Annotated in this window: 24 protein-coding genes, 2 tRNA genes and 1 pseudogene; 18 read left to right on the forward strand and 9 right to left on the reverse strand. The window is 39.1% G+C overall.

The window, feature by feature from the left end; translation table 11 throughout:
• Positions 1–44 precede the first annotated feature (44 nt).
• The 6 genes and pseudogenes from BM380_RS17385 to folX all read left to right on the forward strand — a co-directional run bounded on the left by BM380_RS17385 (position 45) and on the right by folX (position 6,720).
• Positions 45–3,346 (forward strand): annotated as a pseudogene (locus BM380_RS17385) (ATP-binding protein).
• A 47-nt stretch (positions 3,347–3,393) separates the two neighbouring features.
• Positions 3,394–4,026 (forward strand): YceH family protein, encoded by a 633-nt coding sequence (locus BM380_RS17390; protein ID WP_175527479.1) that lies wholly within the window; start codon positions 3,394–3,396, stop codon positions 4,024–4,026.
• 72 nt (positions 4,027–4,098) lie between these two features.
• Positions 4,099–4,935, forward strand: a complete 837-nt coding sequence (gene nadE, locus BM380_RS17395; protein ID WP_013463707.1) for an ammonia-dependent NAD(+) synthetase — start codon at positions 4,099–4,101, stop codon at positions 4,933–4,935.
• 127 nt (positions 4,936–5,062) lie between these two features.
• Positions 5,063–5,782, forward strand: coding sequence for a dihydromonapterin reductase (gene folM, locus BM380_RS17400; RefSeq protein WP_013463706.1), 720 nt, complete (start codon positions 5,063–5,065; stop codon positions 5,780–5,782).
• A 23-nt stretch (positions 5,783–5,805) separates the two neighbouring features.
• On the forward strand, positions 5,806–6,360 hold the full coding sequence (gene folE, locus BM380_RS17405; protein WP_008108996.1) for a GTP cyclohydrolase I FolE: 555 nt from the start codon (positions 5,806–5,808) through the stop codon (positions 6,358–6,360).
• Between the two features lie 3 nt (positions 6,361–6,363).
• Positions 6,364–6,720: a dihydroneopterin triphosphate 2'-epimerase gene (gene folX / locus BM380_RS17410; RefSeq protein ID WP_013463705.1), complete on the forward strand. Its 357-nt coding sequence runs from the start codon at positions 6,364–6,366 to the stop codon at positions 6,718–6,720.
• Here folX and BM380_RS17415 read toward each other — a convergent pair.
• The 3 genes from BM380_RS17415 to BM380_RS17425 all read right to left on the reverse strand — a co-directional run bounded on the left by BM380_RS17415 (position 6,697) and on the right by BM380_RS17425 (position 9,924).
• Complete coding sequence (locus BM380_RS17415) at positions 6,697–7,137, reverse strand: YqaA family protein (protein WP_028834877.1); 441 nt, start codon at positions 7,135–7,137, stop codon at positions 6,697–6,699. The genes folX and BM380_RS17415 overlap by 24 nt on opposite strands.
• 90 nt (positions 7,138–7,227) lie before the next feature.
• Positions 7,228–7,593 carry a DUF4870 domain-containing protein gene (locus BM380_RS17420; protein ID WP_010392586.1) on the reverse strand — a complete coding sequence of 122 codons (366 nt, stop codon included), beginning with the start codon at positions 7,591–7,593 and terminating at the stop codon, positions 7,228–7,230.
• 159 nt (positions 7,594–7,752) lie between these two features.
• Complete coding sequence (locus BM380_RS17425) at positions 7,753–9,924, reverse strand: S9 family peptidase (RefSeq protein WP_090495379.1); 2,172 nt, start codon at positions 9,922–9,924, stop codon at positions 7,753–7,755.
• Positions 9,925–10,114: 190 nt separating this feature from the next.
• On the opposite strand from BM380_RS17425, the gene BM380_RS17430 reads away from it, so the two are divergent.
• Positions 10,115–10,585, forward strand: coding sequence for a DUF2721 domain-containing protein (locus BM380_RS17430; protein ID WP_013463702.1), 471 nt, complete (start codon positions 10,115–10,117; stop codon positions 10,583–10,585).
• A gap of 53 nt (positions 10,586–10,638) precedes the next feature.
• Here the strand turns inward: BM380_RS17430 and BM380_RS17435 are convergent, their stop codons facing one another.
• Both BM380_RS17435 and BM380_RS17440 read right to left on the reverse strand, forming a co-directional pair.
• Positions 10,639–11,172, reverse strand: coding sequence for a S8 family serine peptidase (locus tag BM380_RS17435; protein ID WP_013463701.1), 534 nt, complete (start codon positions 11,170–11,172; stop codon positions 10,639–10,641).
• Between the two features lie 11 nt (positions 11,173–11,183).
• Positions 11,184–13,517, reverse strand: a complete 2,334-nt coding sequence (locus BM380_RS17440) for a S8 family serine peptidase (RefSeq protein WP_013463700.1) — start codon at positions 13,515–13,517, stop codon at positions 11,184–11,186.
• 221 nt (positions 13,518–13,738) lie between these two features.
• On the opposite strand from BM380_RS17440, the gene BM380_RS17445 reads away from it, so the two are divergent.
• Positions 13,739–14,191, forward strand: a complete 453-nt coding sequence (locus BM380_RS17445; RefSeq protein WP_090495381.1) for a c-type cytochrome — start codon at positions 13,739–13,741, stop codon at positions 14,189–14,191.
• Between the two features lie 52 nt (positions 14,192–14,243).
• On the opposite strand, the gene BM380_RS17450 is transcribed toward BM380_RS17445, so the two are convergent.
• A complete protein-coding gene (locus tag BM380_RS17450; RefSeq protein ID WP_090495382.1) occupies positions 14,244–14,900 on the reverse strand; it encodes a cytochrome b/b6 domain-containing protein in 657 nt (218 codons plus the stop codon).
• A gap of 105 nt (positions 14,901–15,005) precedes the next feature.
• Between BM380_RS17450 and BM380_RS17455 the strand changes: the two genes are divergently transcribed.
• The 3 genes from BM380_RS17455 (at position 15,006) to BM380_RS17465 (ending at position 16,591) form a co-directional block, all read left to right on the forward strand.
• The gene (locus BM380_RS17455) at positions 15,006–15,710 is read left to right on the forward strand and encodes an AzlC family ABC transporter permease (RefSeq protein ID WP_090495383.1); all 705 of its coding nucleotides are present in this window, start codon (positions 15,006–15,008) and stop codon (positions 15,708–15,710) included.
• Positions 15,707–16,006 carry an AzlD domain-containing protein gene (locus tag BM380_RS17460; RefSeq protein WP_016900234.1) on the forward strand — a complete coding sequence of 100 codons (300 nt, stop codon included), beginning with the start codon at positions 15,707–15,709 and terminating at the stop codon, positions 16,004–16,006. The genes BM380_RS17455 and BM380_RS17460 overlap by 4 nt, the downstream gene beginning before the upstream one ends.
• A gap of 93 nt (positions 16,007–16,099) precedes the next feature.
• Positions 16,100–16,591 (forward strand): glutathione peroxidase, encoded by a 492-nt coding sequence (locus BM380_RS17465; protein WP_090495385.1) that lies wholly within the window; start codon positions 16,100–16,102, stop codon positions 16,589–16,591.
• Positions 16,592–16,709: 118 nt separating this feature from the next.
• On the opposite strand, the gene BM380_RS17470 is transcribed toward BM380_RS17465, so the two are convergent.
• Positions 16,710–16,895, reverse strand: a complete 186-nt coding sequence (locus BM380_RS17470) for a PA3496 family putative envelope integrity protein (RefSeq protein WP_008108975.1) — start codon at positions 16,893–16,895, stop codon at positions 16,710–16,712.
• Positions 16,896–17,282: 387 nt separating this feature from the next.
• Here BM380_RS17470 and BM380_RS17475 point away from each other — a divergent pair, with 387 nt between their 5' ends.
• The 5 genes from BM380_RS17475 to BM380_RS17490 all read left to right on the forward strand — a co-directional run bounded on the left by BM380_RS17475 (position 17,283) and on the right by BM380_RS17490 (position 20,473).
• Positions 17,283–18,077, forward strand: coding sequence for a YggN family protein (locus tag BM380_RS17475; RefSeq protein ID WP_090495400.1), 795 nt, complete (start codon positions 17,283–17,285; stop codon positions 18,075–18,077).
• 758 nt (positions 18,078–18,835) lie between these two features.
• The gene (locus BM380_RS18355) at positions 18,836–18,976 is read left to right on the forward strand and encodes a hypothetical protein (protein WP_008113257.1); all 141 of its coding nucleotides are present in this window, start codon (positions 18,836–18,838) and stop codon (positions 18,974–18,976) included.
• 226 nt (positions 18,977–19,202) lie between these two features.
• Positions 19,203–19,293, forward strand: a tRNA-Ser gene (locus tag BM380_RS17480).
• Between the two features lie 53 nt (positions 19,294–19,346).
• Positions 19,347–19,439: transfer RNA gene (locus tag BM380_RS17485), tRNA-Ser, on the forward strand.
• A gap of 545 nt (positions 19,440–19,984) precedes the next feature.
• Positions 19,985–20,473, forward strand: a complete 489-nt coding sequence (locus BM380_RS17490) for an RNA-binding protein (protein WP_090495387.1) — start codon at positions 19,985–19,987, stop codon at positions 20,471–20,473.
• Here the strand turns inward: BM380_RS17490 and BM380_RS17495 are convergent.
• Both BM380_RS17495 and BM380_RS17500 read right to left on the reverse strand, forming a co-directional pair.
• Complete coding sequence (locus BM380_RS17495; protein ID WP_013463691.1) at positions 20,457–21,581, reverse strand: aminotransferase class V-fold PLP-dependent enzyme; 1,125 nt, start codon at positions 21,579–21,581, stop codon at positions 20,457–20,459. The genes BM380_RS17490 and BM380_RS17495 overlap by 17 nt on opposite strands.
• A 1-nt stretch (position 21,582) precedes the next feature.
• On the reverse strand, positions 21,583–22,752 hold the full coding sequence (locus BM380_RS17500) for a PrnB family protein (protein WP_090495388.1): 1,170 nt from the start codon (positions 22,750–22,752) through the stop codon (positions 21,583–21,585).
• Positions 22,753–22,888: 136 nt separating this feature from the next.
• On the opposite strand from BM380_RS17500, the gene BM380_RS17505 reads away from it, so the two are divergent.
• Together BM380_RS17505 and BM380_RS17510 are read left to right on the forward strand one after the other, a co-directional pair.
• Positions 22,889–23,344 (forward strand): Lrp/AsnC family transcriptional regulator, encoded by a 456-nt coding sequence (locus BM380_RS17505; protein ID WP_090495390.1) that lies wholly within the window; start codon positions 22,889–22,891, stop codon positions 23,342–23,344.
• Between the two features lie 73 nt (positions 23,345–23,417).
• Complete coding sequence (locus BM380_RS17510; protein ID WP_090495392.1) at positions 23,418–26,144, forward strand: ATP-binding protein; 2,727 nt, start codon at positions 23,418–23,420, stop codon at positions 26,142–26,144.
• Positions 26,145–26,177 lie beyond the last annotated feature (33 nt).

The raw sequence follows: 26,177 nt of genomic DNA on the forward strand, positions 1-26,177 counted from the left end.
TGACTATAGTTAGCCTGTCTTGATTAACAACTTAATTACATTCTATGTCCCCGCAGCGCAAAAACAAACGCACCCGAATTAATAACGCTAAGCTGACTTTTTTATTATCGCTGGTGTTGATAATCACTATCAGCTTGGTGCTTGATCACGTCAATTATCACCGTGAGAAAGATGCTTATCGATTACGCACTCTGTCGCAGGTAAGTACCTATAGAGCACAACTTGAAGCTGTATTAGTGTCTAATATTCAACTCATTCGTGGCTTAGCTATTGCTGTTGCCGCTGAGCCAAACTTAGATCAAAATCGCTTTGAACAAATTGCAGCCCCACTTTTTGAAACCTCAAATGAGCTACGTAACATTGGCGCGGCGCCAGACATGGTAATAAAAATGACCCATCCGCTTAAAGGTAACGAAAAAGCGATAGGTCTTAATTTTTTGGAAAATAAAGCACAGCGCAAAGATGCCATTAAAGCAAGAGACACGAATACGATCGTGATGGCAGGTCCACTTCAGCTTGTCCAAGGCAGCGAAGCCTTGATTGCGCGCGTACCAGTATACTTGCCAGAAAATAACGCCTTTTGGGGATTGCTCTCAGTGGTACTCGATATAGAAAAAGTTTATGAAAACTCGGGGATTATTGAACTACAGCAAAATTATAATATAGCAATACAAGGACGTAATGGATTAGGTAAGCAAGGTGAGTTTTTTTCGGTGACCCCTCTATTACTGATCAAGACCCTCTAGAATTTACTTTAAACTTTCAAGGAGGTGTTTGGCAGCTTTATGTTATACCCAAGCAAGGCTGGCAACCAGTGAGTTCTTCGATTTGGCCTTTACGGTTCATTATTTTAACCGTGTTAGGCTTGCTCATTTCTGCCTTTTTGTTTTATCTAAAAATACTCAACCGTGAACAAGAAAGCGAAAGAATGCTTGAGGTGATGAGTAATTTAGCACAAGTCGGTGCATGGTCGTTTAACTTAGAAAAAAAACACGTGTTTTGGTCAGATATGACTAAAAAAATATTTGAATACCCATTAGATGAGCAACCAAAATGGTCAGAAAATTTAAACTATTTTAAAGAAGGTGAAAGTTACGAAACTGAGCTTGAAGTGATCAATGCAAATGGTCAGCCTGTATGGGCACTTGTTCACGGTGAAGCTGAACATAAAAATGGCCGTTGTGTAAGAATATTTGGTTCATTACAAAATATTGATGCCCGTAAAAAAGTAGAATTAGAAAATCGTAAAATTGCTCGTTTTAACGAAACCTTGGCCTCCTTAACGGTGAGTGATGAAATATTAAATGGCAAACTAAGCCAATCTAAAGAATTAATCACGCAGTCTATTTGCCAAGCCCTTGATGTAAACTGCGCCAGTATAAAATTGTTTAATCAACAAAGAACCCAGCTAATTCAATTTGCGAGTTTTAATCGTTCAGGTAGCGAAAATAATATTCCGTGGCTGCAAGAAACTATTCCTGACTTTTTTACCGCAATAGAACGAAAAGCGATATTTTGTGTTGATAATGCTCAACAACATCCCTACTTAGCCCCCATCAAAGAAAGCTACCTTCAACCGCTTTCAGTAAAGGCGATGCTGTGTGTTCTTATTCCTGCAAGCAGTGGCTCTATTGGAATAGTTTGTGCTGAGCAAGATATAGTTAGAACATGGAGCCATAATGAAGAAAGCTTTTTAATTGCTGTAGGGGCTTTAATTGGCAGCCTTTACTCTAGCCAACAACGTATAGAAACAGAGGCACAACTAGTCAAGGCAAAAGAAGCCGCAGAACAAGCTGTGATTGCAAAAAGTGAGTTTTTAGCCAGTATGAGCCATGAAATTCGCACACCCATGAATGGGGTGTTGGGAATGCTTAATATTGTTAAAGCAACCCAATTAGATCAACAACAAAAGCATCATATTAAACTTGCACAATCATCTGCAGAGTCATTGTTAGGAATTATTAATGATATTTTAGACTTTTCTAAAATAGAGGCTGGCAAGTTAGACATTGAAAATATTCAATTTAATTTACCTCGCTTACTGGGTGAAGTGGTTGAGTCATTTGCATTAAAAGCCGAGCAAAATAACACCACGTTAATTTTGGATGCAACACATATCACCAGCAGTGAATTTATTAGCGATCCGAATAGATTACGTCAAATTTTAAGTAACTTAATTGGTAATGCCGTTAAATTCACCCAAAACGGTGAAATATTGATAACCGCTAAAATTGCCCACACACTTGACGCCACAGTTTTAGAATGTGCAATCGCTGACTCAGGTATAGGAATCAGCGCAGAGAAACAGCCCCATTTATTTGACTCATTTACTCAAGCAGACACATCAACCACACGCCAATATGGTGGCACAGGCCTGGGTCTTGCTATTGTAAAGCAGCTTTGTGAGCTCATGGGTGGCGAAGTGAATGTGAGCAGTACACCAAATAAAGGCAGTACATTTTCCTTTTTTATAAAGATAATCCCTCAATTAGTTCAAGAGCACGAAGCATATCAAGCAATTAAAAATAAGCGTATTTGGGTTATTGATGATTGCTTACTCAATACCACTATTGCCAAAAAACAATTAACTCGCTGGGGGGCTAAGGTCAGCACGATCTGCGATTACCTGTCTATAAGTGCCTACATTAATAGCCATGAAGATACCCCACCAAACATTGTGCTCGTTGACAGTGCTTTATTTGAACCATTATACGAAGCTCAAGCACTCGCACTTAAGCAGTTTTTAACAAAAAGTAATAGCCATTTAATTATTATGGCTCCCATGAGTTATACAAATAAAAACGCGACCTTACCATTAACCGAAGAAACCCTCGTATTTAAACCACTCACCCCTTTTGATTTACAAAATGCGCTGACTGCAAAAAGCACTATCGAGCAAACACACGTTGATACACAACTAAAGTCGCTTGCTGCCACTGAGGTTATGACAGATACACTCGCGGCGCATGTTTTATTAGTAGAAGATAATAAAATTAACCAAGTTGTTACCGCTGCTTTTTTAAAACAGTTGAACGTGACATTTGAGATTGCTGAAAATGGTGCTGAGGCAGTTGAACAGTTGAATCAAAACCCAGCTAACACTTATCAATTAATATTAATGGATTGCCAAATGCCTACGATGGATGGCTATCAAGCAACTATTGCCATCAGAGAAGGCAAAGCAGGCAAGGTAAATAAAAACATAACAATAATAGCGCTTACCGCAAACGCAATGCAGGGTGATAAAGACAAATGTTTGGCCACTGGTATGGATGACTATTTAACTAAACCCCTCAATGCCACAACTCTTCATTCTAAGCTCCAGCAATGGCTTACAAGCAAATAACAGTGTAAGCTAAAAATAGAATTTATTAGGTGAGATAAGGTATGCAATTGCAATTATCAATGGAGCAACAACGCGTTATTGGTTGTTTATTAGAAAAACAAAGCACAACACCTGAGCACTACCCTTTATCGTTAAATGCATTAACAAATGCCTGTAATCAAAAATCGAATCGCGCGCCAGTTGTTAATTATACAGAAGAGCAAGTTCAAACAACCGTTGATGAATTAATCAGTATGCGATTAGTCACTGTAAATGAAGGGCTGTCTGGGCGAGTTAATAAATACGATCATCGTTTTTGTAATACTGAGTTTAGTCACCTGCAATTTGATCAACAGCAAAGGGCGATTATTTGTTTATTATTATTGCGAGGCGCACAAACACCTGGCGAATTAAAAACACGTAGTAGCCGCCTTGCCGACTTTGCTCGTATTGATGATGTTGAAAAGTCACTTGAACAACTAATTCAAAGCAATCATGTTAAAAAGATGCCGCGCGAATCAGGTAAACGGGATTGTCGATATATTCATTTATTTGCAGATCAATCATCTGTGAACGAGGCTTCACTTGAGGCACAAACACACACTGATGATATAAAAAACACTGAGCTAAATGACTTACTTGCAGAAATTGATGAGCTAAAAGTCCAGCTTAAACAAATAAAAGCTCACTTAGGGCTTTAATTCATAAATATGAAATCACATAATAGTTGCTCTATGTAGAGCGTAAAAATTATTTAACTAAAGGAGCGGGCCATGCGCGCCGAGATTATGGCTGAAATGAAAGTTCAGCCTTCGATTGATGTAAACGCTGAAATTAAACGCCGAGTGGATTTTATTAAAGCACGTTTAAAAGCGGCATATTCAACCTCACTTGTACTAGGGATCAGTGGTGGTGTAGATTCATCCACCTGTGGCCGTTTGTGTCAACTTGCTATTGATGAGCTAAACCAAGAACACCCTGACACTCATTATCAATTTATTGCTGTACGCCTACCTTATGGCGTTCAAGCTGATGAAAGTGAAGCGCAAATGGCGGTTGATTTCATTAAGCCGAGCACCCGCATGACGGTAAACATTAAACCCGCAACCGATGCACTGCATGAGCAGACAATGGCAACTCTCGCGGGTACCGAACAAACACTCCCTTCGCAAGATAAAATCGATTTTATTAAAGGTAATGTCAAAGCTCGCCAACGCATGATCGCGCAATATGAAATAGCCGGCTTTTGCCAAGGCTTAGTGGTCGGTACCGATCATAGTGCTGAAAATATTACTGGTTTTTACACTAAATTTGGTGATGGTGCATGCGATTTGGCTCCTTTATTTGGCCTATCAAAACGCCAAGTTCGTGCATTAGCAACCACATTGGGTGCGCCTGCGCTTTTAGTTGAGAAAGCACCAACAGCGGATTTAGAAAGTGATAGACCCGGACTAACAGACGAAGAAGCACTTGGCTTAAGTTATGAAGAAATTGATGACTTTTTAGAAGGTAAAGCAGTTTCAAGTCATGTAGAAGAAACGCTAATTGCAATTTACCAGCGCACGCAACATAAGCGCCAGCCTATTCCAACAATATACGATGCTTTTTAAATCAATATTATAAGCGTGATTTAACTGATCGAGCCGCTTGTATTTTACGTAAACATGACGTGAAAATAAGTGGCTTAAATTTTTAAAAGTTAACCTTAACGCTTGCCAACAGAGAGTTTTATATTTTATGACACCCCCTATTTTGATTACTGGTGCAGCACAACGTATAGGGCTTGCGCTGGCAAAGCACTTTATAGCCCAAGGGCAAGCGGTCATTATTACTTATCGGACCCGTCATGAGGCTGTTGATTCGTTGGAACAACAAGGGGTTACCTGTCTTTATGCTGACTTTAGTACTGATGAGGGCATTAATACTTTTATTACGTTGCTTAAATCACACACTGACTCACTAAGGGCCGTTATTCATAATGCATCAAGCTGGGACTGTGAAGCTAACAACCCCCACTTTGAGCAGCTGTTTGACAATATGATGCGCATTCATGCAAAAACACCGTACTTGGTAAACTTACACTGCGCAGATTTACTATTAAATTATCAGGCGTCGCATGCTAAACCCGCTGACATTATTCATTTGACTGATTATGTAGTGGAAACAGGCAGTCCAAAGCATCTTGCTTATGCGGCCAGTAAAGCCGCACTGGATAACTTAACTAAATCATTTAGTGCTAAATATGCACCTAACATAAAAGTAAATTCAGTCGCACCATCATTAATTATTTTTAACCAACATGATGATGAGCAGTATCGCGCTAAAACTTTAAAAAAGTCATTAATGGGTATCGAACCTGGATGCCAAGAAATTATCAATAGTATAGACCTACTACTGAACAGCCATTACATCACAGGGCGTGCTTTACCTGTTGATGGTGGTCGCCATCTTAAGTAAGTCCTAATAAAACTGAGAAACTTATGCATAACGAATTAAAAGAAAGCTATCAAAAAATTATAACTGCTGTAGGTGAAGACGCTGAGCGTGAAGGGTTACTTGATACCCCAAAACGCGCTGCAAAAGCGATGGAGTACCTTACTCAAGGATATCGTCAAACGCTTAACGAAATCACTAACAATGCGGTATTCACCTCTGACGCTGACGACATGGTATTGATACAAGACATCGAGCTTTACTCTATGTGTGAACATCATTTACTTCCTTTTATTGGCCGCTGTCATATTGCTTATATTCCTGATGGCAAAGTATTAGGCTTATCTAAGTTTGCGCGTATTGTTGATATGTTTTCGCGTCGTTTTCAAATTCAAGAACAGCTTACCCATCAAATTGCAAAAGCGGTTGAGGAAGTAACCGGTGCAAAAGGTGTGGGTGTAATTGTTGAAGCAAAACACATGTGTATGATGATGCGTGGTGTAGAAAAGCAGAACTCAAGCATGCGTACCTCGGTAATGCTAGGAAACTTTAGAGCCGATCCGAAAACACGTAATGAGTTTTTACAGCTGATCAAAGGATAATGTATGGCAAACGCAATTATTAATGTAACTAATTTACGACTACGCACATTTATTGGTTTTAATCCTGATGAGCGTGAAAAAAAACAAGATGTGGTCATTAACCTTGAAATTCACTACCCTGCTGATCAAGCTTGTGAAACAGATGAAGTAGACCAAGCACTTAACTACAAAGTGATTACTAAAGAGGTAATTAGCTTAGTGGAGCAAGGACACTTTTTATTGTTAGAAAAACTAGTTGCTGAAATCCTTGCTGTTTGCCACTCACACCCAAGCGTTAATTATGCTAAGGCTCGAGTAGATAAACCTCATGCGTTGCGCTTTGCCGATTCGGTTTCTTTAACCCTCGACTGGCACAAATAATCCAACGGCAAGGGCTATTACCGCTAAATAACGTAACCCCTTGCCGAGCGTTACCAGCACTAAAAACGTAGTAAAGCGAACTTTAAACACGCCGCCAATAACGGTTAGTGGGTCGCCAACGATGGGCAGCCAGGCAAACAAAAGGCTATAAACACCATATTTATTAAACTGCTTTTGTGCTTTTTTAAGCCCTTTTTCAGATACTGGAAACCATTTTTTATCTTTAAAACGCAATGCCTGCGTCCCTAACCAATAGTTAACACAACTGCCCAGTACATTACCCAAGGTTGCTGCAAACCAAATCAGCCATAAGTTAGTATTGCCTTGCATGATCATGCCACCCATCAATACTTCAGACGAGCTAGGTAATAACGTGGCAGATATAAATGCTGTAAAAAATAATGTTATATAAAGCATTTTTTCCTTATGACTAAAAACTAAACCCAGCAATTAGCTGGGTTTGACGATTTTTTAACTTAAAACCAAAGCGCTGAATAATAAAAACAGTTATTTTATCAAATTTAAGCTAAGGGGATAATTAAACTCTTTGCCATCGTTGGCTTTCACGCTTGCGATAACCACCATCACAAATGAAAAAATAGCCACCATAGGTAACAGTAGTAAACCAACCGCTGCAAAAATTAGTAAAAAACAAACAAAATAAGCTATAGCCATAGTAATTTGAAAATTAAGGGCTTTTTTGCCATGTATATCAACAATTGGCATTTCATCTTTTTTAATTAACCAGATAATAAGAGGGCCGAGTACCGACCCAAATGGCACAATAAACCCCGCTAATGCACTTAAATGACATAGCATTGCCCATGTGCGGTCATCTTTATTGACGACTTTAATCTCTTGATTTTGTTCCATTACACTCTCCCTTCTCGTTTTTATTTTGCGCTAAAATAATATTCACACTCATTAGCCACCTTAATGTAAATGCTTATTTATCCAATGCAAAGCATTTGTGTATATTTAAAAATAAAAAAGCGCAGCAAATAGCTGCGCTTATTGATATTGCCAGACCAGTTACTTATTCACACCCGCTAAATCAAGCATAAAAGCATAATTTAATGCAGTATCTTCTAAGCGTTTGAAGCGACCTGATGCACCTCCGTGCCCTGCTTCCATATCGATTTTAAACAGTAGCTTGTTATCATCTGTTTTGTAATCTCGCAGCTTAGCCACCCACTTTGCAGGCTCAAAATATTGTACCTGTGAATCATGTAAGCCAGTAGTAACTAACATATTTGGGTAATCTTGCTTACTGACCTGATCATAAGGTGAATACGATAACATATACTCATAGTATTCTTTCTCGTTAGGGTTACCCCACTCACCGTATTCGTTGGTTGTAAGTGGAATACTTGCATCAAGCATCGTGGTCACTACATCAACAAATGGAACCGCAGCCACCATACCTTTATACAACTCAGGAGCTTGGTTTGCCACTGCCCCCATTAACAAGCCACCCGCACTGCCACCTTGAGCAAATATTTTATCTTTTGCACCATACTTTTGCTCTACCAATGCCTTGGTAACATCTACAAAGTCGTTAAAGGTGTTCTTTTTAGTCAGTAGTTTACCGTCCTCATACCAAGGGCGACCTAACATTTGTGAACCGCGAATATGCGCAATGGCAAATACAAAACCCCGATCGAGCAAACTTAAGCGAGCGCTAGAAAAGGTAGGGTCCATGGTCGCGCCATACGAGCCATAACCATATTGTAGCAGCGGATTAGTCCCCTCTTTTTTAAACATGTCTTTGCGATAGACTAGGCTTACCGGTACTTTAATACCATCTCGTGCAGTGACAAAAATTCGCTCTGATGCGTAGTTATCTGCACTAAAATCACCGAGTACTTTTTGTTGTTTAAGTAATGTTTTATTGCCAGTAGCTAAATTAACATCATACGATGAAGCGGGTGTTGTCATACTGGTATAATACACACGTAATGTATCGCTATTTAAATCATTGTTACCGTAGGTGCTAATTGTATAAGCACTGTCGTTAAAGCTAAGCGGTATCTCTTTACCCGTGGTTAAGTTACGAGCAATAATAGTCGACTGACCCATTTCACGCTGCTGATACACTAAGTAATCGTTAAATAAGTCGATGCCTTCTAATTTTATATTATCGCGAGCGGGGATCACCGTTTGCCAATTAGCTTTATCGCCAGCTTTATCAATATCTACTTTCATTAACTGAAAGTTGACTGCGTTTAAATTAGTGACAATATAGTAAGTATTACCCAGCTTAGAAATTCCATACTCCAGATCCGCTTCACGTTCAATCAAGCGTTTTGGCATAGCCTTAACATCATCAGCACTTAAAACCGATACACCTGACGCAGTTGTACTGCTGTGCCAAATATAAATTTCTGAATCGTCTTTGCTTTTGCTAATACCCATGTAATAACTGGTATCTGTTTCTTCATAAACGAGTTCATCTTCAGCCTGTGGGGTACCGAGCGTATGACGATAAACTTGGTAACCTAGTAAAGTTTGCAAATCTTTTTTTATGTAATAAAGCGTTTTATTGTCGTTTGCCCAAACAACACTGCCATTTGTGCCTTCAAGCGTATCTTCGAGTAATTTACCAGTGCTTAAGTCTTTTATTTTTATATCATAAATACGACGACTTACGGTATCTTCACCATATGCCATTAAATTGCCGTTTGGACTTACATCTAAACCACTTACGGCATAATAATCATGTTCCTTAGCTAGCTCGTTTACATCTAAAATAACCTGCTGGTCAGTGCCTGCAAAATCACTACTACGTACATAAGTTGCGTATTCGTTATCACCGCGAGTTTGTGATGAATAATAATAGTCACCGTTTTTAACTGGCACTGAATCATCGTCTTTTTGAATTCGCCCTTTTAGCTCTTCAAATAACCTAGTTTGTAACGTTTTTGTATGCGCAAGCATTGCATCTGTATAAGCATTTTCAGCCTCAAGGTAACTAAGTACCTCAGGATCTTTTCGCTCATCATCACGCATCCAGTAGTAATCATCGATACGAGTGTCGCCATGAATAGACATTTCATATGGTACTTTTTTAGCAACCGGCGGCATTACTGCGATTTGAGATACAGACTGTTCAGTAGGCGTGTTTTGTTTAACTTCAGGTGCTTTATTACAACCACCTAAAATAGCTAACGATATTACGGCAAGCGTAAACGAAGTGTGTTTCATTAATTTAAATCCCTGTTGTTTTTATTATATTAAATATACCTAATATTAAACACGACAGAAATTTAGTTTGTGAAGCTATGTAAAAAGGGAGCCGAGAAATTCTTTTTATATAGTTAAGACTTCAGTTATCCTAACAGTAACGAAGTAGCATTAAATAGTCTCTTCCTGCTGCTAATCAATAAGGACAATAATGAATAACGATGTAATTAACATTTTAACAATGGCTAAGGTCATTCAAACAGCGGTTGCACCCGTTTTTTTAATTACTGGTATTGCAGCAACGCTCGGGGTTTTATCTAATCGCTTGGCGCGAATTACAGACAGAGCCAGACAGTTAGAGCGAAAATTAAAAGTTAGCACCGATGAAGAATTTAACTTGTCTCTGACTACAGAGCTTAGAGCACTCCTTAAGCGCTCTCGCTGCATACACATTGCATTTAGTTTAAGTGTATTAAGTGCACTATTAGTTTGCGCCGTGGTTATGCTGTTATTTTTATCTCACATACAGTCGATTAATTTAGGTGTCACTATTGGCAGCTGTTTTGTTGGTGCAATGGCATTACTGATATGTGCATTTATGTCATTACTCGGTGAGGTGTTCTTGGCAACGCGCAGTATGCGTCGAGGGATGATTTTCGCAGATATAGATATAAACGAATAATAAAAAACCCCGAGTCAATCGTGCTACTCGGGGTTTTACTTATTTAAAACAGATTACTGTGCAGTGTAAATAGTTTCTAACACTTCTATTTTAGCTTCTTTAATCAAACCAGATTCTTTTAGCTGCTTTGATGCAACTAAAATATCTTGACCATCATTTACAGCTAAAACAGCAATTTTAGTGCCTGGGAATAAAGATACGACCTTCAAACCTGCAGCCGAAGCAACATCGCTTGCACTCATACCATCTTTTAAAAGAATAGTAATATTACCTGATAGTGACGTTAGGTTATTAGTAAAAATATTGCGAACTAATGTTCCTTTTGTGACCACATCAGACGATTTATCTACGCTTACTACTGTCATCTCACCTTTTTGCATAACGACATGCTCTTCTGAAGCAACACTCGAAGGCACTAAACGTAAGTTCTTTTCAATTTTGTAAGAACCAAAATCCGCTTTATCAAACTTTAATTTAGCTACTTGTTTCTTAGGAAGCTGAAGCTCTTTATCTGAGCTAGTGTTTGCTGTTGCCCCAAACGAAATACACGCAGCAGCACCCAATACGATTAATTGTTTAATTTTCATCTTTATAATCCTTACTCTTGACCTGCGTGACCAAATGCACGAAGAGATACACCTTCAAGTACACTTGCTGAGTTATTATTACTAATACCAGTAACACCTAGAGAATTATTTGAGCCTCGACTAAATGCAAAGCTGTCTGCGCTTGTATCTAACAAACGAACAGTCCAAGTACCTTTCGTAGACTCTCCGTAGAAAGCATTTGAAAGCATCACAGCGTCTTTAAGTACATAACCTACACTCCAGCTATTCGTGAAGCTATATGCAGGGTAAAACAAAGCTTGTTTAGATGAAAGTAATACACTTCGAGTACCCGCTGGCGAAGTAACCTCAATAGCTAAATCATTACCAGCAGATGTTTGAGTACCATCAGCTAGGCCGAAGCCCATTTCAGGGTTGCTTACATCAAATTTAAATTGCATTGCCTCAATGTTTAATTCTTCTGTAACTACAATTTCTTGCGTTAAACCTGTAGCACTGTTATCAGGAATTTCTAATGCTAGTGCACTCTCAGAAACGGCTGAACCAACACCATTCCAATCCGTGATTACTTGCTCACCTAATGAAGCGTCATAAGACTTAGCCATTGCAACCGCTGCACCTGCATCTACACGCCCAAAGCCATATAAGTTATTAAAGCTATAACCAGCGGCATTTTCAACCCAACCATCATGTGCAACAAACTCACCATCTGCGGTAGTTAATTTTACAGGGGCATTTTCAGCGTCAATTAATGTACTTGTTGACGCTAATATATGACGCACATCACGCCAAGTTAGTTCAGGATTAGCCGAAAGAATAAGTGATACTACACCTGATGCATTTGGCGCAGCAGACGATGTACCGTTAAATGTAGATGTATAGTTACAACTTGCGTTATCTTCATTACCAGGATAGTTAAATGGGAACTGGCTTATGGCAAACTCTTCTCCATATCTCTGAGTAAAGCTTGCAACAGCACCACTATTAAAGCCTGAGTAACCGTTGATACATGTCATCTGATCCGTTGTTACCATTGCAGGTGCCCAACGACCATATTCACCAGCTGGCGCTGAAACCATTAAGTTAGCACCTGCTGTTGAGTAGCTAGTGTGCTTACCATTTGCATTTACAGCAGCAACACTTAGATAGTAAGGATGGCCTTGGCTTGGCTCAAACGCACCGTTATAACACGTTAAACCTAAGTCATTAGCTCCATTATCTTCACATAGTGAGCCTTCATCACCGCCATCAACAAAAGAGTTACCACTCGATTTCATATTAAGTGCACCCTTACCATCTCGCAGGTTTAGGTTTGGGTATGACTCAATAGCTTCATCTAATTCTGAATATGCAATAAATGTTGGGAAAGTTATGCCATAACTACGGTTAAACGCAGAAATATTTTCTGTTGTGCTAATGCCGCTTCCAGGGAAACCATGCACCATTAACTCAGTTTGTGGGATTTTAGCACCACCAAGATAATTCATACCAATTAAACCAGCATCAGGAGCAACGCCACGGCCACCTTTACCATTCCAACCTTTTGCAGCAATCAAACCAGCAACACTTGTACCATGATCACCACTGTTTGACATACTAGTAGGATCTGTACGGTCAGTCGCATCAGCATTTAGGTTTAAAGAGCGGTTTGGTAATACATTATCGATTAAATCTTCATGGCGGATTTCCATACCCGAATCGATCACAACTGCCGTTGCACCTGCCCCAGTAACACCTTGAGCATAAGCATCAACAACATTCATATCTTCACCAGCTACAAGCTCTGTCGCCTCTGATTGAGCAAAGCTAGCGTTGACATCGGCTTGTGCTTCTTCTTCTGTATCGCCAAATAAACTAACGTACAAATCAATTAAGCCTTGTTTCATCTCATCACTAAGCGAGTAAGCTTTCTGACCTGTATTGTTTAGGTGCCACTGCTGATTTGCAAGAGGATCTCCAATAATTCCTGAGATATTAATTTTCGCAGAGGCCGTTTTACCGTTTGCAGTTACTGTGTAATCAATAACCGCATCTTCACCAGAAACAGGCACATATGTAAACGAAGTACCCTCTACTGTTAACATACCATGGCTAAACTTAAAGACACCATCTTGCGCGGTAATTGCCTCGCCATTTTCAGTAAAACTAAAAGTAAGTGCGTCACCATCATTATCACTTGCTTTAAAGTCTGCAGTAACTGGAACCCATTGTTTTAAATCAGTAACGACAACATCACTCGCTTTTGGTGCTACATCAGTAACAACTGGAACTGTATTGTTATTATCATTATCGCTTCCACCACACCCTGATAGCGAAATTACTATCGCTGCAGACAACGCTGACAGCTTAAAAATATTATTTTTCATAAATGCTCTTCATTGGTTATTTTTATGACATCTGAATGTACACAATCAAACAACAAGCAGCAACACTGCATTTACAAACATTCACAATAAACCGTAAAATAATATCAGCCCGATTAAAATCCCGTTAATAATATCAAAGTAATAATCTATGCTTTCCCTTGAACTAAAGCCTAAGCTAATATACAAAGATAATTAAAGAACCCTCAAAGGAGTAGAGTAAAGTGAAATTGAAGCAAGTATTTATCGGGGCATTACTATCTACATGCGCACTTAGTGTATCTGCAAATTCTGCATTTAAAGAGCCGAGTGATGCAATTGAGTATCGCCAAGCTGCATTTTCTATGATTTCAGTTCAAATAGGCGATATGGGTGCCATGCTGAAGGGTAAAATTCCTTTTGATGCAGAGCAATTTAAGCAGCGTGCAAATAACGCAGCGGCATTATCTAAAATGCCTTGGGAGGCATTTTACGCAGGCACTGAAAAAGGCGATACATCAGCACTTCCTGCGGTATGGTCTGAAAAAGATACTTTTATGAAAAAAGCGACAGCGTTTCAGCAATATGCTGATGAACTTGCTGTAGCAGCTCAAACAGGTGACAAAGCGGTCATTGGTAAAGCATTTGGTGCATGGGCTAAAGGCTGTAAAGATTGCCATAAGCAATTCAAAGACTAATAAATTCTGTATATTAAACAATAAAAATGGCGCTGTATTAGCGCCATTTTTTTTAACTAAGCAGATAACTTAAAGGCTCACTTCCCCAAGTACTCATTAATAAAATCAGTAATAGTAACAATAAAAACCATGCAATCCATGGTGACTTTGTCTCAGGCTCTGAGCTTTGTGTTGGCAGTGCTTTATTGCCGGTGATCATTGCTTTTACTAAAGGCTTGCCTTTAATTTTGTAAGCAATAATAGCCACAACATGCAAAATAATCGCATAAAATAAAATATCAAAATTGATATGATGCAGCCAGTTGGCAAAATCAATCGTATCACTCGATACATACTGCGCTAACGGACCATCAGTTAAAATACCATCACTGCTCATTAAACCACTAACCAGCTGCGTAATAATCAGGATAAAAAATAATAACACCATATAACTGCCTGGTGCAGAATGGCCCACATCATTTATTTTTTTGCCACTAAAAGAAGCAAGCACCGACTTAGGAGAATGCAGTAATGCCGATATTCTTGCCGTTTTACTGCCTATAAGACCCCATATAATCCGCGTTGAGATAAGCGCTAAAGTAAAAAAGCCAATCACAAAATGTAGCTCTATCATGCCCTCTTCAGCACTAAAATAAAGCGCAGCAATACTCAATACTAATAACCAATGAAAGCTTCTTAAAAAGCCATCCCACACTTTTACCTTGAACATTGCACCTTCCCTAAAAAACAGTATCATCTAAAACGCTAACTATTTTAGCATCTTAATATTAAGGTATCCTAATGAGTCTTTCTACCAGTGCGCAGAGTAAAACACATGCAGTCCATTAAAAAACCGATACTAAAAGGCTTTTTAGATATGCTGCCATTATGTTTAGCCGTTATTCCTTGGGGGATTTTATGTGGCTCGTTGGCAATACAAAATGGCTTTACCCCTTTTGAAACTCAAGCTATGTCGCTATTGGTATTTGCAGGCTCGGCTCAACTGGTTGCTATTGAGTTAATGGCTGGTAATACCCCTCTATTAACCATTTTATTTACCACATTTATTATTAGCTCTCGTCATTTTTTATATGGCTTGGCGGTTCGTCACAAAGTGATTGAGCAACCCATGCGTTGGCGCCTTCCAGTCAGCTTTGTATTAACCGATGAACTATTTGCTTTTTCGCATCACCCTCGCGCCTACCAGACTAAAACGCGCCTAATTTACGCGCTCAGCGCAGGCTTTAGCTTTTACATTGCTTGGAATATTTGGACTCTGTTCGGTATTGTAGCCGGTACTATGCTCCCTGATCTCACCAACTTAGGACTCGACTTTGCGATTGCTGCAACCTTTATTGCTTTGGTTATCCCAGGAGTTAAAAATTTAGCCACTCTTGTCACGGTCATTGTTGCAGGGATCTGTGCTACTTTATTAAAAAGCACAGGCTTTGAGCTGTGGTTAGTATGCTCAGCACTATTAGCAATGAGTGCAGGTTACGCTGTAACTAGAATAGTAAAAAATAAGGACGCTAAATCATGATGACGACTATTTTACTTATGGCATGTATTACCTTTTTTACCCGTTATTTATTCTTACACCGCGCGCTACCATTTAAAGTAGGGCCTAAAATGCAGCAGTTTTTGAGCTTCAGCGCACCTGCGGTTCTAACAGCGATTTGGGTGCCTATTGTATTTATAAATGATGGTGGCATTAATCTAAATTGGCAAAACCCTTATTTAAGCGCAGCGATTGTTGCCATTATAGTTGCTTACAAAACACATAATATTTACCTAACCACACTTGCTGGTATGGGGTTATTTTTGATTTTAAATTAACAGTAACGCCATAGCAGTGTTCACTATTTCGACTTTGTTAATCACCAAGCAAAGGTTAGACTATGCCAAATAAACAAATAATAGCTTAATAATATGCACCCATTTCATCAACTAAGTGCTACTAGCCTGCAAGGCCAACCTATCGATTTTAAAGAGTTTGTAGGTAAAGTTGTGTTAATAGTAAATACCGCAAGTGAGTGTGGATTCACCTATCAATACGAGTCATTGCAAGCATTACACGAAAAGTATGCCAGCCAAGGTTTAGTCATTATAGGTTTCCCGTGTAACCAATTTGGCCAGCAAGAACCCGGAGACGCGAATCAAATAGCGCAAGGTTGTTTAATCAATTACGGAGTTAGTTTTTTAATCGCAGAAAAAGTGAACGTTAATGGTCAGCATACACATTCGGTTTTTCGCTATTTAAAATCTGTATTGCCGGGGTTTTTGACACGAAAAATTAAGTGGAACTTCACAAAGTTTTTGATTAATTCAGATGGCTCACCGATTAAGCGCTACGCGCCCTTTACTAAACCTGAAAAACTAGAAAAAGTAATTGAAAAAGCATTGCTCGCAGCTAAAGTTTGAGGCTTAAAAATTATAAAGAGGCATAAAGCCTCTTTATTACCAACCCACAGAGCTTTAAATACTACCTAAGTAGCAGTTAAAAGCTAATATGTCGGCACTGATTTGTACTAGCGACAACCTAATCAATATAATCGTTTAAGTCATCTTCACCTAGGTTTTTACGCAAGCGTTTTTGCTCAAGGTAATCCTCTAACTTTCTTTTCACCTTTTGCTTTTTCTTGTCGTGTTGATTACGCCCGACCATTTCGTATTCGTCTTCAACAAAATCATCATCTAGCGCATCGTAACTAAATGTCTTACCCACAACCCACTCCATAAAGTGTTTGAGACCAATTACGGATTCTTGTATCGCGATAATTGGTGAAATTAAAATGTTCAACGCAAATTCATTGTACAAATTTACGTCAAAATAAAGCCACATCGCTATCCTAAATAGTCTCTGTGTCAGTATTGTGAATAAATAGCGCTAAATTTGAATTGTGGAAAGTGAGAGTTTTTTATCGTATCGATAAATTTTATTTATTTGCATTTGATGGTTGGTTATTTTGACCAAATTTTAGCTTTTTCAATGACTTTACTTTCAGCTTCAAAGCACCTTAAAAATCACAAATCACTGTTTTTAAACACTAAAAACTATTGGCACCAAACTTGTTATAAGTTAATTATCATCAGCAAAAAACAGAGAATAAACATGAAAGAATTATTATTAGTTAGCGCAATTATGTGCGCCCCCGTCGCCATGGCTCATAACGATAACAGCTCTTCAATTTCATTTAGTAACGACGAATGTAAAGTTGAGTTTAAAAACGATGTACGTATAAAGCCAAGTGAATTAGAAATTTTTAAAGCCAACAATCAACGTATGACTTTTACCACTCAAGGTGAGTTGTCGATCAATGGCGAGCAAGTAGCATTAAATAGCGCTCAGCGCCAAGCACTGACCAACTACACAGATAATTTACGTGCGCAATTACCTGAAGTAGCCAACATTGCACTTGATGGCGTTAAAATTGCGGGCGTTGCATTAGAAGAAGTCGCCAATGCATTTAATATTGATGGCCTCGATAACATTGCTACCTTAATGGACGATATTCAACAAGAAGTAGAGGGTACCTTTTACCAACAAGGTACATTTGTCATGGGCCAGCAAAGCTTCACTCAGTTTGGTGAAAACTTTGAACAGCAGTTTGAACAACAAATAGAAACTGCCGTTGAGTCGGCCGTAATGCAATCAATGGGCAGTATTTTAGTCGCATTAGGCTCTGAGCTAATGGGTTCAGGTGGCGACATGCAAGCCTTTGAAGAGCGCATGGAAAATATGGGCGCACAAATAGAAGAAAAAGTAGAGCTCCATGCAAAAAAACTTGAACAGCGTGCAAATATACTGTGTGGTGACTTTGTTGAAATCGCACAACAAGAAACTCAACTTGCTGCGCAAGTGCCTGCATTAAAAGGCTATGAGTTATTTACTATAAAACAGCACTAACTGCTCAGCATTTTAATTAATCTCCCTTTGCGGCATTTGCTTTTAAGCTATGCCGCATTTTGCGTTTTTTACCCCCACCAGTCCCATTTAACTCAAATAATAGACTGTTGAGCGGATCTGCTCTTGCTGTGCAGAGGCATTTTGTGGCTTCATAGTAAAATACAAACCAAAGTATAATCTTCACTTCGCTCTAGATCACTTAGAATGCCGTCCGAGCTGATGATTGTAAGCCCAAATTGCAACATATTAAAACCACCTCTTTTTAAGTTTTAAATTCTTGAGGCGGTGCGATCCCCAGTTAGACGCGTTTTAAAACGCAACTAACTCCAAAGTGCCTAGTAACCTAGGCACTTTTTTTATAATTTAAAAGCCTAGCAACACTCTTTTTTATCGTTTCTTTAATGCTCTTCTCTGATAAATAATTAACCACCTATAAATAGCATGTTAAATCTTTTAACGAAGTAAAACCCACCCCATTAATACAAAATAATTTAATCTGAATAACTATTCAAAATAATCTATTTATAAACATATTAAAATTAAAAAAACTGAAAAAACCCCGTATAAAAGTGATATAGCACACGACTATAATGAATAAATATACAAAATCAAAAAAACACCATTAAATAGCAAATCAAAAAAACACTTTCAGATTAAAAAAACTAATACTTCACCAGCAATTTTTATCGCTTTATTTTTAACCAACCTACGGGCAAAATGCACACGTTTTCAACAGACACAACCTTGGAGCGAATACAATGAACCCAATTAATACATTAAACCAAACAGCCACAACTCACGTTGCAGTTAAACCAACTAATCGCAAAGCGAGAATGTTAGCTAAACTTAACCGTTACGGAAAAAAATTAGCACTTGGCGGTGCAATTCAATACAAATAATCACCCAACCATGATTTTTGTATTGTTGCAGCAAACACCCAACCACTAAATGAAGTTTCTTCTTTAGCTCCATCTGTTTGCTGCCAGCCCCCTCCTCATAGCTAAAAATCATCTTTAATTTTCATAATTTACAAAAAAAACCTCATTTACGCTCACTTTTTAAGCAAACGATCTTTTTGCTATTTACACAGGCAACTCACCTAAGTATTATCCTGCATCACGACGTGGAGAGATGGCAGAGTGGTCGAATGCACCGGTCTTGAAAACCGGCAGGGGTTTATAGCCCCTCTAGGGTTCAAATCCCTATCTCTCCACCACTTATTTGTATTAATTGGTTTTTTCCGATTGATAACACGCTGAATAATGCGTCGGAGAGGTGTCCGAGTGGCCGAAGGAGCTCCCCTGCTAAGGGAGTATAGAGTTTGTAGCTCTATCGAGGGTTCGAATCCCTCCCTCTCCACCATTACTGATTACAAGCCACTTAATTGTGGTTTTTTTGTGCCTAAATTTTAACTCCTTTAAGAAATAGGGAGGGTGAGCACCCTCGACAGGGTTCGATAAAATGTCTGGAACATTTTAGGCCGCTACAAGCGTCGCGCAGCGATTAATTACAGGGATGTAAGTAAGTCTATCCCTCCCTCTCCACCATTACTGATTACAAGCCACTTAATTGTGGTTTTTTTGTGCCTAAATTTTAACTCCGTTAAGAAATAGGGAGGGTGAGCACCCTCGACAGGGTTCGATAAAATGTCTGGAACATTTTAGGCCGCTACAAGCGTCGCGCAGCGATTAATTACAGGGATGTAAGTAAGTCTATCCCTCCCTCTCCACCATTACTGATTACAAGCCACTTAATTGTGGTTTTTTTGTGCCTAAAATTTAATAGCCTCTATTAATTTGCACTTTGTATAAGGCCGTCGCGAGCGCATGCTAATAAATTAAACAAATTGTATGGTGTCACAACTTAGTGCATTATAAATGGTACTTTAAACCAGCTTAGGTTTAACCATGGCGAAGCTAATATTATTACTGTATTGTTTGGGTGCCTGTGCTGTTAGCATGGCAAATGAAGTGACGGTTTATAAATGCACCATTAAAGGAGTGCCTACTTTTAGTCAAACTCCTTGCGCTGAAGACGCTCAAATGATCACGCTTAGAAACGTCAACATCATGCAAACAAATACGCCACAATCTGAGAACACACCAGTTGCCGATACTTCTGTTGACGATTATCTAGCGGTGCAACAAATAGAGCGTGATATTGTGCAGCTTGAGCTTAAGATTAAACAATACCAACAAGAATACGCACAGAAAAAACAGCAAATCGATTACATGACCCAAGATAAAGCAAATCGCTTAGGGGCCAGCTCAATTGCGAATGCCATTACCACTGAAACGGCGGCACTTAAGCAGCGATTTGACCCACAAATCAAGCAAGCACAACAACAAATAGAAGCACTCACTCAAAAAAAACAGCAGCTTAGTCAGCAACCTTAAGTATGTGCTTCACAACATCAATAAATGTTTGTATCTCTGACTTTGTATTATATATGTGAGGTGAAACACGGATGCCGAGTTTACGCACATCAACACTTATTTTTGCAGTCTCTAATGCTGTTAATACACTTTGCTGATGCTCAGAAAACTGCAAAATAGCGGTGCCACTACATTGCTCTTTAGCGCTAGGTGACATTAAAAAAGCGCCCAATTGCTGCTGAATTAACTCAAGTAACATCAAGTTGTGCGATCTCACTTGTTCAACGCCAAATTCAACAATATATTCAATACTATGAGCGGCAATAATATAAGGAAGTACCGAGGGCGTACCGCCCCAAAACCTTAGTGTTTTAGCGTTATATTGAAAATGCGCAATATCAAACTCGAATGGGTTTTGATGTGAAAACCAGCCAACATCTTTTGGTTCACATTGTGTTATTTGCTTTGGATTTACCCATAAATAGGCCGCACCTGGCCCTCCGCATAGCCACTTCACACTTGAACCAATCATAAAGTCAGCATTTAACGCCGTTAGATCGACAGGGATAACCCCTGCCGATTGCGCCACATCAATTATTGAGAGTGTATTCGTGACTTTACTCAGCGCCACAATATCGTTTATGGGAGCTTGTACACCCGTATTAGAATAAACATGGCTAACAAAGACCCCATCAATCTCTGAAGTTAAATATCGCTGCCATACCTGTCTATCACTCAAGTCTTCATGCTCAGGGATGTAGCGTATTTTTGCACATTCAGGCAGTGCTTTTTGCATTACAAACCCCATACTGGGAAAGTCAGCCTGCGCCATTAATACCGTACACTGTGGTTTATTAAATACGGGGTGTGACATAACCAATTTGGTTAAACCACTGGATAAATTAACCTGAGGACAAAATTGCTCACTAGGCGCATTAAACAACTGCCCTAATGCCTCAGTAAATCTTTCAATAGCGGGTAACCACTGTTGCCATGGCTCTTTTACACTTTCTTGCCAAGGAGTAAAAAAATGTTCAGTGGCATTTTCTAAGCTCGTTTTTAATGGGCGGCCAACAGAGTGGCTTAATAAATAACAACCCTGTGGCATACAAAAATCATTTTTAGCCATATTAATTAATCCACTGTTTTAGCGTGTTTAAATCATCAAAGCGCGTATTTATGTCGTCACGCTTTGCCGCGGCACGCCTATCTCTTAACTTAGCTAATGAATCGAGCAGTACAGGTAGAGGAGGTCCACTGGCGGTTACTTTACTCATATGCTGTTGTTGCATGTGCTGTGATGGCTGAGCAATAAACTTTTCCACCAGCTGATTATGATGACCGATAGCGGTGTCGCCATGTAATTTACACACTTGAATAAATAGTTTGCCGTGCTTTTGAAACCAGTCTGTATTTTTATATTGTTCGGCCTCTAAAAAATCATCCATTAGGCTTTGCATACGCATGGCTTCACGAAGTATTTGTTGATCCTCTGGCATCATATATAAAAATTTATCCACCAGCATTTGCGAGTAACTCGGCTCATTGGCACTGCAAAGCCCTAGCAGCATATCAATAACATTAATACCGGCAAAGTCTCCCGCATTTGCACCACGGTAAACCTCTTTACCTACCCTGTAAGGCTTGTAATATGGACGTACACAATTAAAAAAACGTTCGGTGTCTAGCTGAGTGTATAAGGCGTTATTCGACGCTATTACATCCATTAATGCCGTTTTAACCACCTCAAGTAGTTCGGCTGTAACGGGGTGAGAAATACCCAAAGGTAATGTTTTTAGTAAAGCATCGCTTGCGCGCTTATACGCTAAAATACCTTGGGTGTTGTAATCTAAAAAAAGGGCTTCATCATCAAGATTTGTAAAACGCTTATAGGTGCCATTAATGGCTTTATTATGCGTGGTTAGATGCGCGGTAGCAAAACGAGGCGTTACACCTATAGAGGCACCAATATGCATAGCAAGCGCCGATGCTTCAACTAATGGTGAGGTTGTTTCTCTGCTCGGCTCTGTAATCTCATGCCTGCGACAAGCAGCCATAAACAAACCAACATTACCAAGCAAATCGAATGCGCTATCAAATCCTTCGTCGGTATTGCCTTCGGCCAATAAATCGCTGATTAGCGCGTTACCTTGATCTTTTAGTGCCAGCTTTAAGCTATCACCAATCCCCTCAACATTAGCCTTATCGGTTTGCTGCCAATAAAGCTGTTCTAGTTGCGAGTTTAAGCTTACAAACTCTGATCTTATCCAACGGTCAAACTTAGCAGTAAAAGAACTCATAACTACACCCTGTTATTATTATGTTTTAATGCTAACAAAAACTCCTGAGGGTAAAACGCCAAAAAAAATAGTAAAAACACCTTTAGTTAGCAATAATCACTACCAACATTAAAATAATTAATAAGATCCCATAGTCATGTTAGATAAAAAAGATCAGCAGTTACTGATTGCCTTACAATCGCATGCCCGCATGTCGGTTTCTGAATTAGCCAATACCATTAACCTATCAGACACCCCAACTCTTAGGCGTATCAAAAAGCTTGAGCAGGAACATGTAATTACGGGCTATCACGCTGCCATTAACCCTAAGTTGCTCAACCTTAATGTGCTGGTTTATGCTTTCGTGCGACTAAGTCAAAACTCGGTGAGTGCGGCACAGCAATTTGAGCTGCATGTAGAAAAACTTCCCCATGTACTTGAGTGCTCTGTGATCTCAGGTAGCCACGATTATTTACTGAAAATTATTTCTCATGATTTAGAAAGCTATGAGCAGTTTGTAAAGCACCAGCTGGGGAGCTTAAGCTGCATCGCCAATATAGAGTCAACGGTAGTACTCAAACAGTCATTTAGCAAAAAGCAGCTACCACTTTAAAAAATAATACTATTTAGTGCCGATTCGCTATACTAAAATATCATTATAAAAATAATATTTAACAAGGATGCATGTGAATATTTTTCGTTCAACATCCAGCTCTTTCGCTTTTTACATATTGTTTGCGGTTGCGTATTTTGCAACTGGTAAGTTATTGACTAATTTTGCCTTTCAATCACAAGTCATCCCTATCTGGCTCCCTGCAGGTATTGCCCTAGTTGGCTGTTTTATCTGGTGGTGGCGTTTTATCCCGGCATTATTTATTGCCTCTGTCGCCTTTAATTTAAGTACCGGTGATAACCCAATCACTGATCAGGTTTTAATTGGTAATACACTACAACAAGTACTGCTAATCGGTTTAGGCGCCGTGCTACAAGGCATGATTGGCGCTGCTCTTTTAAAGTACTGGCTAGGCCATCCGCTGTATTTAAAACAACGCCAATCAATTATTTATTTTATTTTTATCGTCGGTATTGTCGTCAGCCTCATATCGGCCAATATTGGCGTCTATGCTTTAAGTCAGTTTAACCCTGCTTACAGCATTGATAATCATTGGAACAATGTTACTTTTTGGTGGCTTGGTGACTCTCTTGGCGTACTGATCGCAACTCCCTTTTTATTGGCGTTATTACAACCAAAATTTAAACGCCATGATGTTACCCCATTACCTACTATTGCAGTGTGCTCGGTGTTATTTATCTCTGTAGCTTTAACCACTAAGCTATACAACCAAGAGACGTATTCAAATGCGATACAAATAGCTAAGCGCGAAACATCTATTATTGAAAACAGTTTGCTGAGCAATTTAAACCTCAGCCAAATAACCGTACAAAGCCTTGCAAGCCAAATACAATCAACACCGACTTTAAGCAAGCAAGAGTTTGATAGCTACAGTGCTCAACTATTGGCTGAGCATTCATTTATTAAAGCATTTTCATGGAACCGCAAAATTAACCAGGCTCAGGTCAGTGACTTTAACAAACAGCTCAATGAAGTTTATACTGCATACAACTTTGATTCGAGCATTAAAGGGGCGCCATTATCAAACAACGATCCATTGGTGGTTATTACCTATATTGCCCCTTTTGCAGAAAACCAATCTGCCATAGGTTTTAATCTCAATTCTCGTAAAGATCGCCGTGAGACTTTACTCGACCCACGCATTAAAAATCGCCCTGTGGGCACTAAAATAATTCAGTTAGTTCAAGCAAAACAACCTGAACCTGCGTATTTATTATTTGCTCCTGTGTATCAACAAAATAACGAAGTTGCCTCAATTAAAGGCTACGCAACAGGTGTATTTTTAGTAAAAAACATACTTGCTCAGTCGATTACCCAAGCACAAAATAAGATGTTTAATATCGCTATTTATGAAGCTAATACTACCAATCTATTTTATTCAAACGCCGAAAATATACCGACCAAAAGCAATAAACTGACAACCATCACGATTAATTTTGCAGGGCAAACATGGCTGGTTGATTTAACAATTAATGATGAATTCCTACCGCATCAAAACAATCATATGACCCTCTTTTTACTTATTTTACAGGTCATTGTAAGCTCACTCATTTTACTGATATTACTGTTATTTAATAACCAGCACCTTGCACTCTCACGCTTGGTAGCAGAGCGTACTCGCTCGCTCGTTAAAGCTAAACAGCAATCTGATTTAGCAAATCAGGCTAAAAGCCGATTTTTAGCAAATATGAGCCATGAAATTCGCACCCCACTTAACGCTGTGATTGGCTTTTCAACCCTAGCTAAAAATGAAGATAGCCCTGAAATTCTTTCTGATTATTTAAATAAAATTAATTTAGCGTCTAAATCATTGTTAAGTTTAATCAATGATGTACTCGATATCTCTAAAATTGAATCACAAAAGCTCACCTTAGAAGTCGCTCCTTTTGATTTGAATGCGCTTCTTGCTCGGATCAGTAGTATGTTCGAGCAAAGCGCAGAACAAAAAGGCATTCACTGGAAAGTTGATAACCAATTACCAACCGATATTTGGTTTGAAGGTGATGTTATGCGAATTGAGCAAATTTTATTAAACCTATGTAGTAACGCCATTAAGTTTACCTATGAAGGTGAAGTAAGTGTTAGCGCATACAGCAAGGAGATCACCGATAGACGTCGTCAAATCACCTTGACTATTAAGGATTCGGGTATCGGTATTGCGCCATCAGAGCAAAGTAAGTTATTTGATGCGTTCACCCAAGCCGATAGCTCAACATCACGTAAATTTGGTGGCACAGGGCTTGGTTTAGCAATCGCAAAAGAACTTAGCTTATTAATGTCTGGAGATATCAGCGTACAAAGCGAGCCAGGTAAGGGCTCTACTTTTACTCTGTCTGTCGAGTTAAATACATGTGCAGCGCAACAAGTAACGGCAAAGCACATACACCAGCATGTTGACTTAAGTAAACTAAAAATACTGGTTGCAGAAGATAACAGCGTCAATCAATTAGTCATAAAAGCAATGCTTAGCTCTTTAGGGATTACCCCAACACTGGTTGAAAATGGCGAATTAGCAGTAGAACAAGTTAAAATAAATGACTTCGATTTAGTATTAATGGATTGCCAAATGCCGATTATGGACGGTTACCAAGCCACCGCCTTGATACGTCAAATTAAAAGTACTGAGCAATTACCAATTATTGCCTTAACTGCTGATGTAATGCCTGAAGATAAAGCCAATGCCTTAGCAATTGGTTTTAACGAACATCTTGCAAAACCTCTCGAACTCGATAAGCTTATACAGTGCCTATCTCAATATATTGCGCCAGATAAACCATAAAGATTTATCGAAAACAGAAAACCAAATATGGCT

Source organism: Pseudoalteromonas sp. DSM 26666 (genome assembly GCF_900116475.1).
GTDB classification, from domain to species: domain Bacteria; phylum Pseudomonadota; class Gammaproteobacteria; order Enterobacterales; family Alteromonadaceae; genus Pseudoalteromonas; species Pseudoalteromonas tetraodonis.

Bases quoted from the DNA above. Each gene is read 5' to 3' on its own strand.
- nadE (WP_013463707.1), top strand. From the start codon at position 4,099: ATGCGCGCCGAGATTATGGCTGAAATGAAAGTTCAGCCTTCGATTGAT.
- folM (WP_013463706.1), top strand. From the start codon at position 5,063: ATGACACCCCCTATTTTGATTACTGGTGCAGCACAACGTATAGGGCTT.
- folE (WP_008108996.1), top strand. From the start codon at position 5,806: ATGCATAACGAATTAAAAGAAAGCTATCAAAAAATTATAACTGCTGTA.
- folX (WP_013463705.1), top strand. From the start codon at position 6,364: ATGGCAAACGCAATTATTAATGTAACTAATTTACGACTACGCACATTT.
- BM380_RS17415 (WP_028834877.1), bottom strand. From the start codon at position 7,137: ATGCTTTATATAACATTATTTTTTACAGCATTTATATCTGCCACGTTA.
- BM380_RS17420 (WP_010392586.1), bottom strand. From the start codon at position 7,593: ATGGAACAAAATCAAGAGATTAAAGTCGTCAATAAAGATGACCGCACA.
- BM380_RS17425 (WP_090495379.1), bottom strand. From the start codon at position 9,924: ATGAAACACACTTCGTTTACGCTTGCCGTAATATCGTTAGCTATTTTA.
- BM380_RS17430 (WP_013463702.1), top strand. From the start codon at position 10,115: ATGAATAACGATGTAATTAACATTTTAACAATGGCTAAGGTCATTCAA.
- BM380_RS17435 (WP_013463701.1), bottom strand. From the start codon at position 11,172: ATGAAAATTAAACAATTAATCGTATTGGGTGCTGCTGCGTGTATTTCG.
- BM380_RS17440 (WP_013463700.1), bottom strand. From the start codon at position 13,517: ATGAAAAATAATATTTTTAAGCTGTCAGCGTTGTCTGCAGCGATAGTA.
- BM380_RS17450 (WP_090495382.1), bottom strand. From the start codon at position 14,900: ATGTTCAAGGTAAAAGTGTGGGATGGCTTTTTAAGAAGCTTTCATTGG.
- BM380_RS17455 (WP_090495383.1), top strand. From the start codon at position 15,006: ATGCAGTCCATTAAAAAACCGATACTAAAAGGCTTTTTAGATATGCTG.
- BM380_RS17460 (WP_016900234.1), top strand. From the start codon at position 15,707: ATGATGACGACTATTTTACTTATGGCATGTATTACCTTTTTTACCCGT.
- BM380_RS17465 (WP_090495385.1), top strand. From the start codon at position 16,100: ATGCACCCATTTCATCAACTAAGTGCTACTAGCCTGCAAGGCCAACCT.
- BM380_RS17475 (WP_090495400.1), top strand. From the start codon at position 17,283: ATGAAAGAATTATTATTAGTTAGCGCAATTATGTGCGCCCCCGTCGCC.
- BM380_RS18355 (WP_008113257.1), top strand. From the start codon at position 18,836: ATGAACCCAATTAATACATTAAACCAAACAGCCACAACTCACGTTGCA.
- BM380_RS17490 (WP_090495387.1), top strand. From the start codon at position 19,985: ATGGCGAAGCTAATATTATTACTGTATTGTTTGGGTGCCTGTGCTGTT.
- BM380_RS17495 (WP_013463691.1), bottom strand. From the start codon at position 21,581: ATGGCTAAAAATGATTTTTGTATGCCACAGGGTTGTTATTTATTAAGC.
- BM380_RS17500 (WP_090495388.1), bottom strand. From the start codon at position 22,752: ATGAGTTCTTTTACTGCTAAGTTTGACCGTTGGATAAGATCAGAGTTT.
- BM380_RS17505 (WP_090495390.1), top strand. From the start codon at position 22,889: ATGTTAGATAAAAAAGATCAGCAGTTACTGATTGCCTTACAATCGCAT.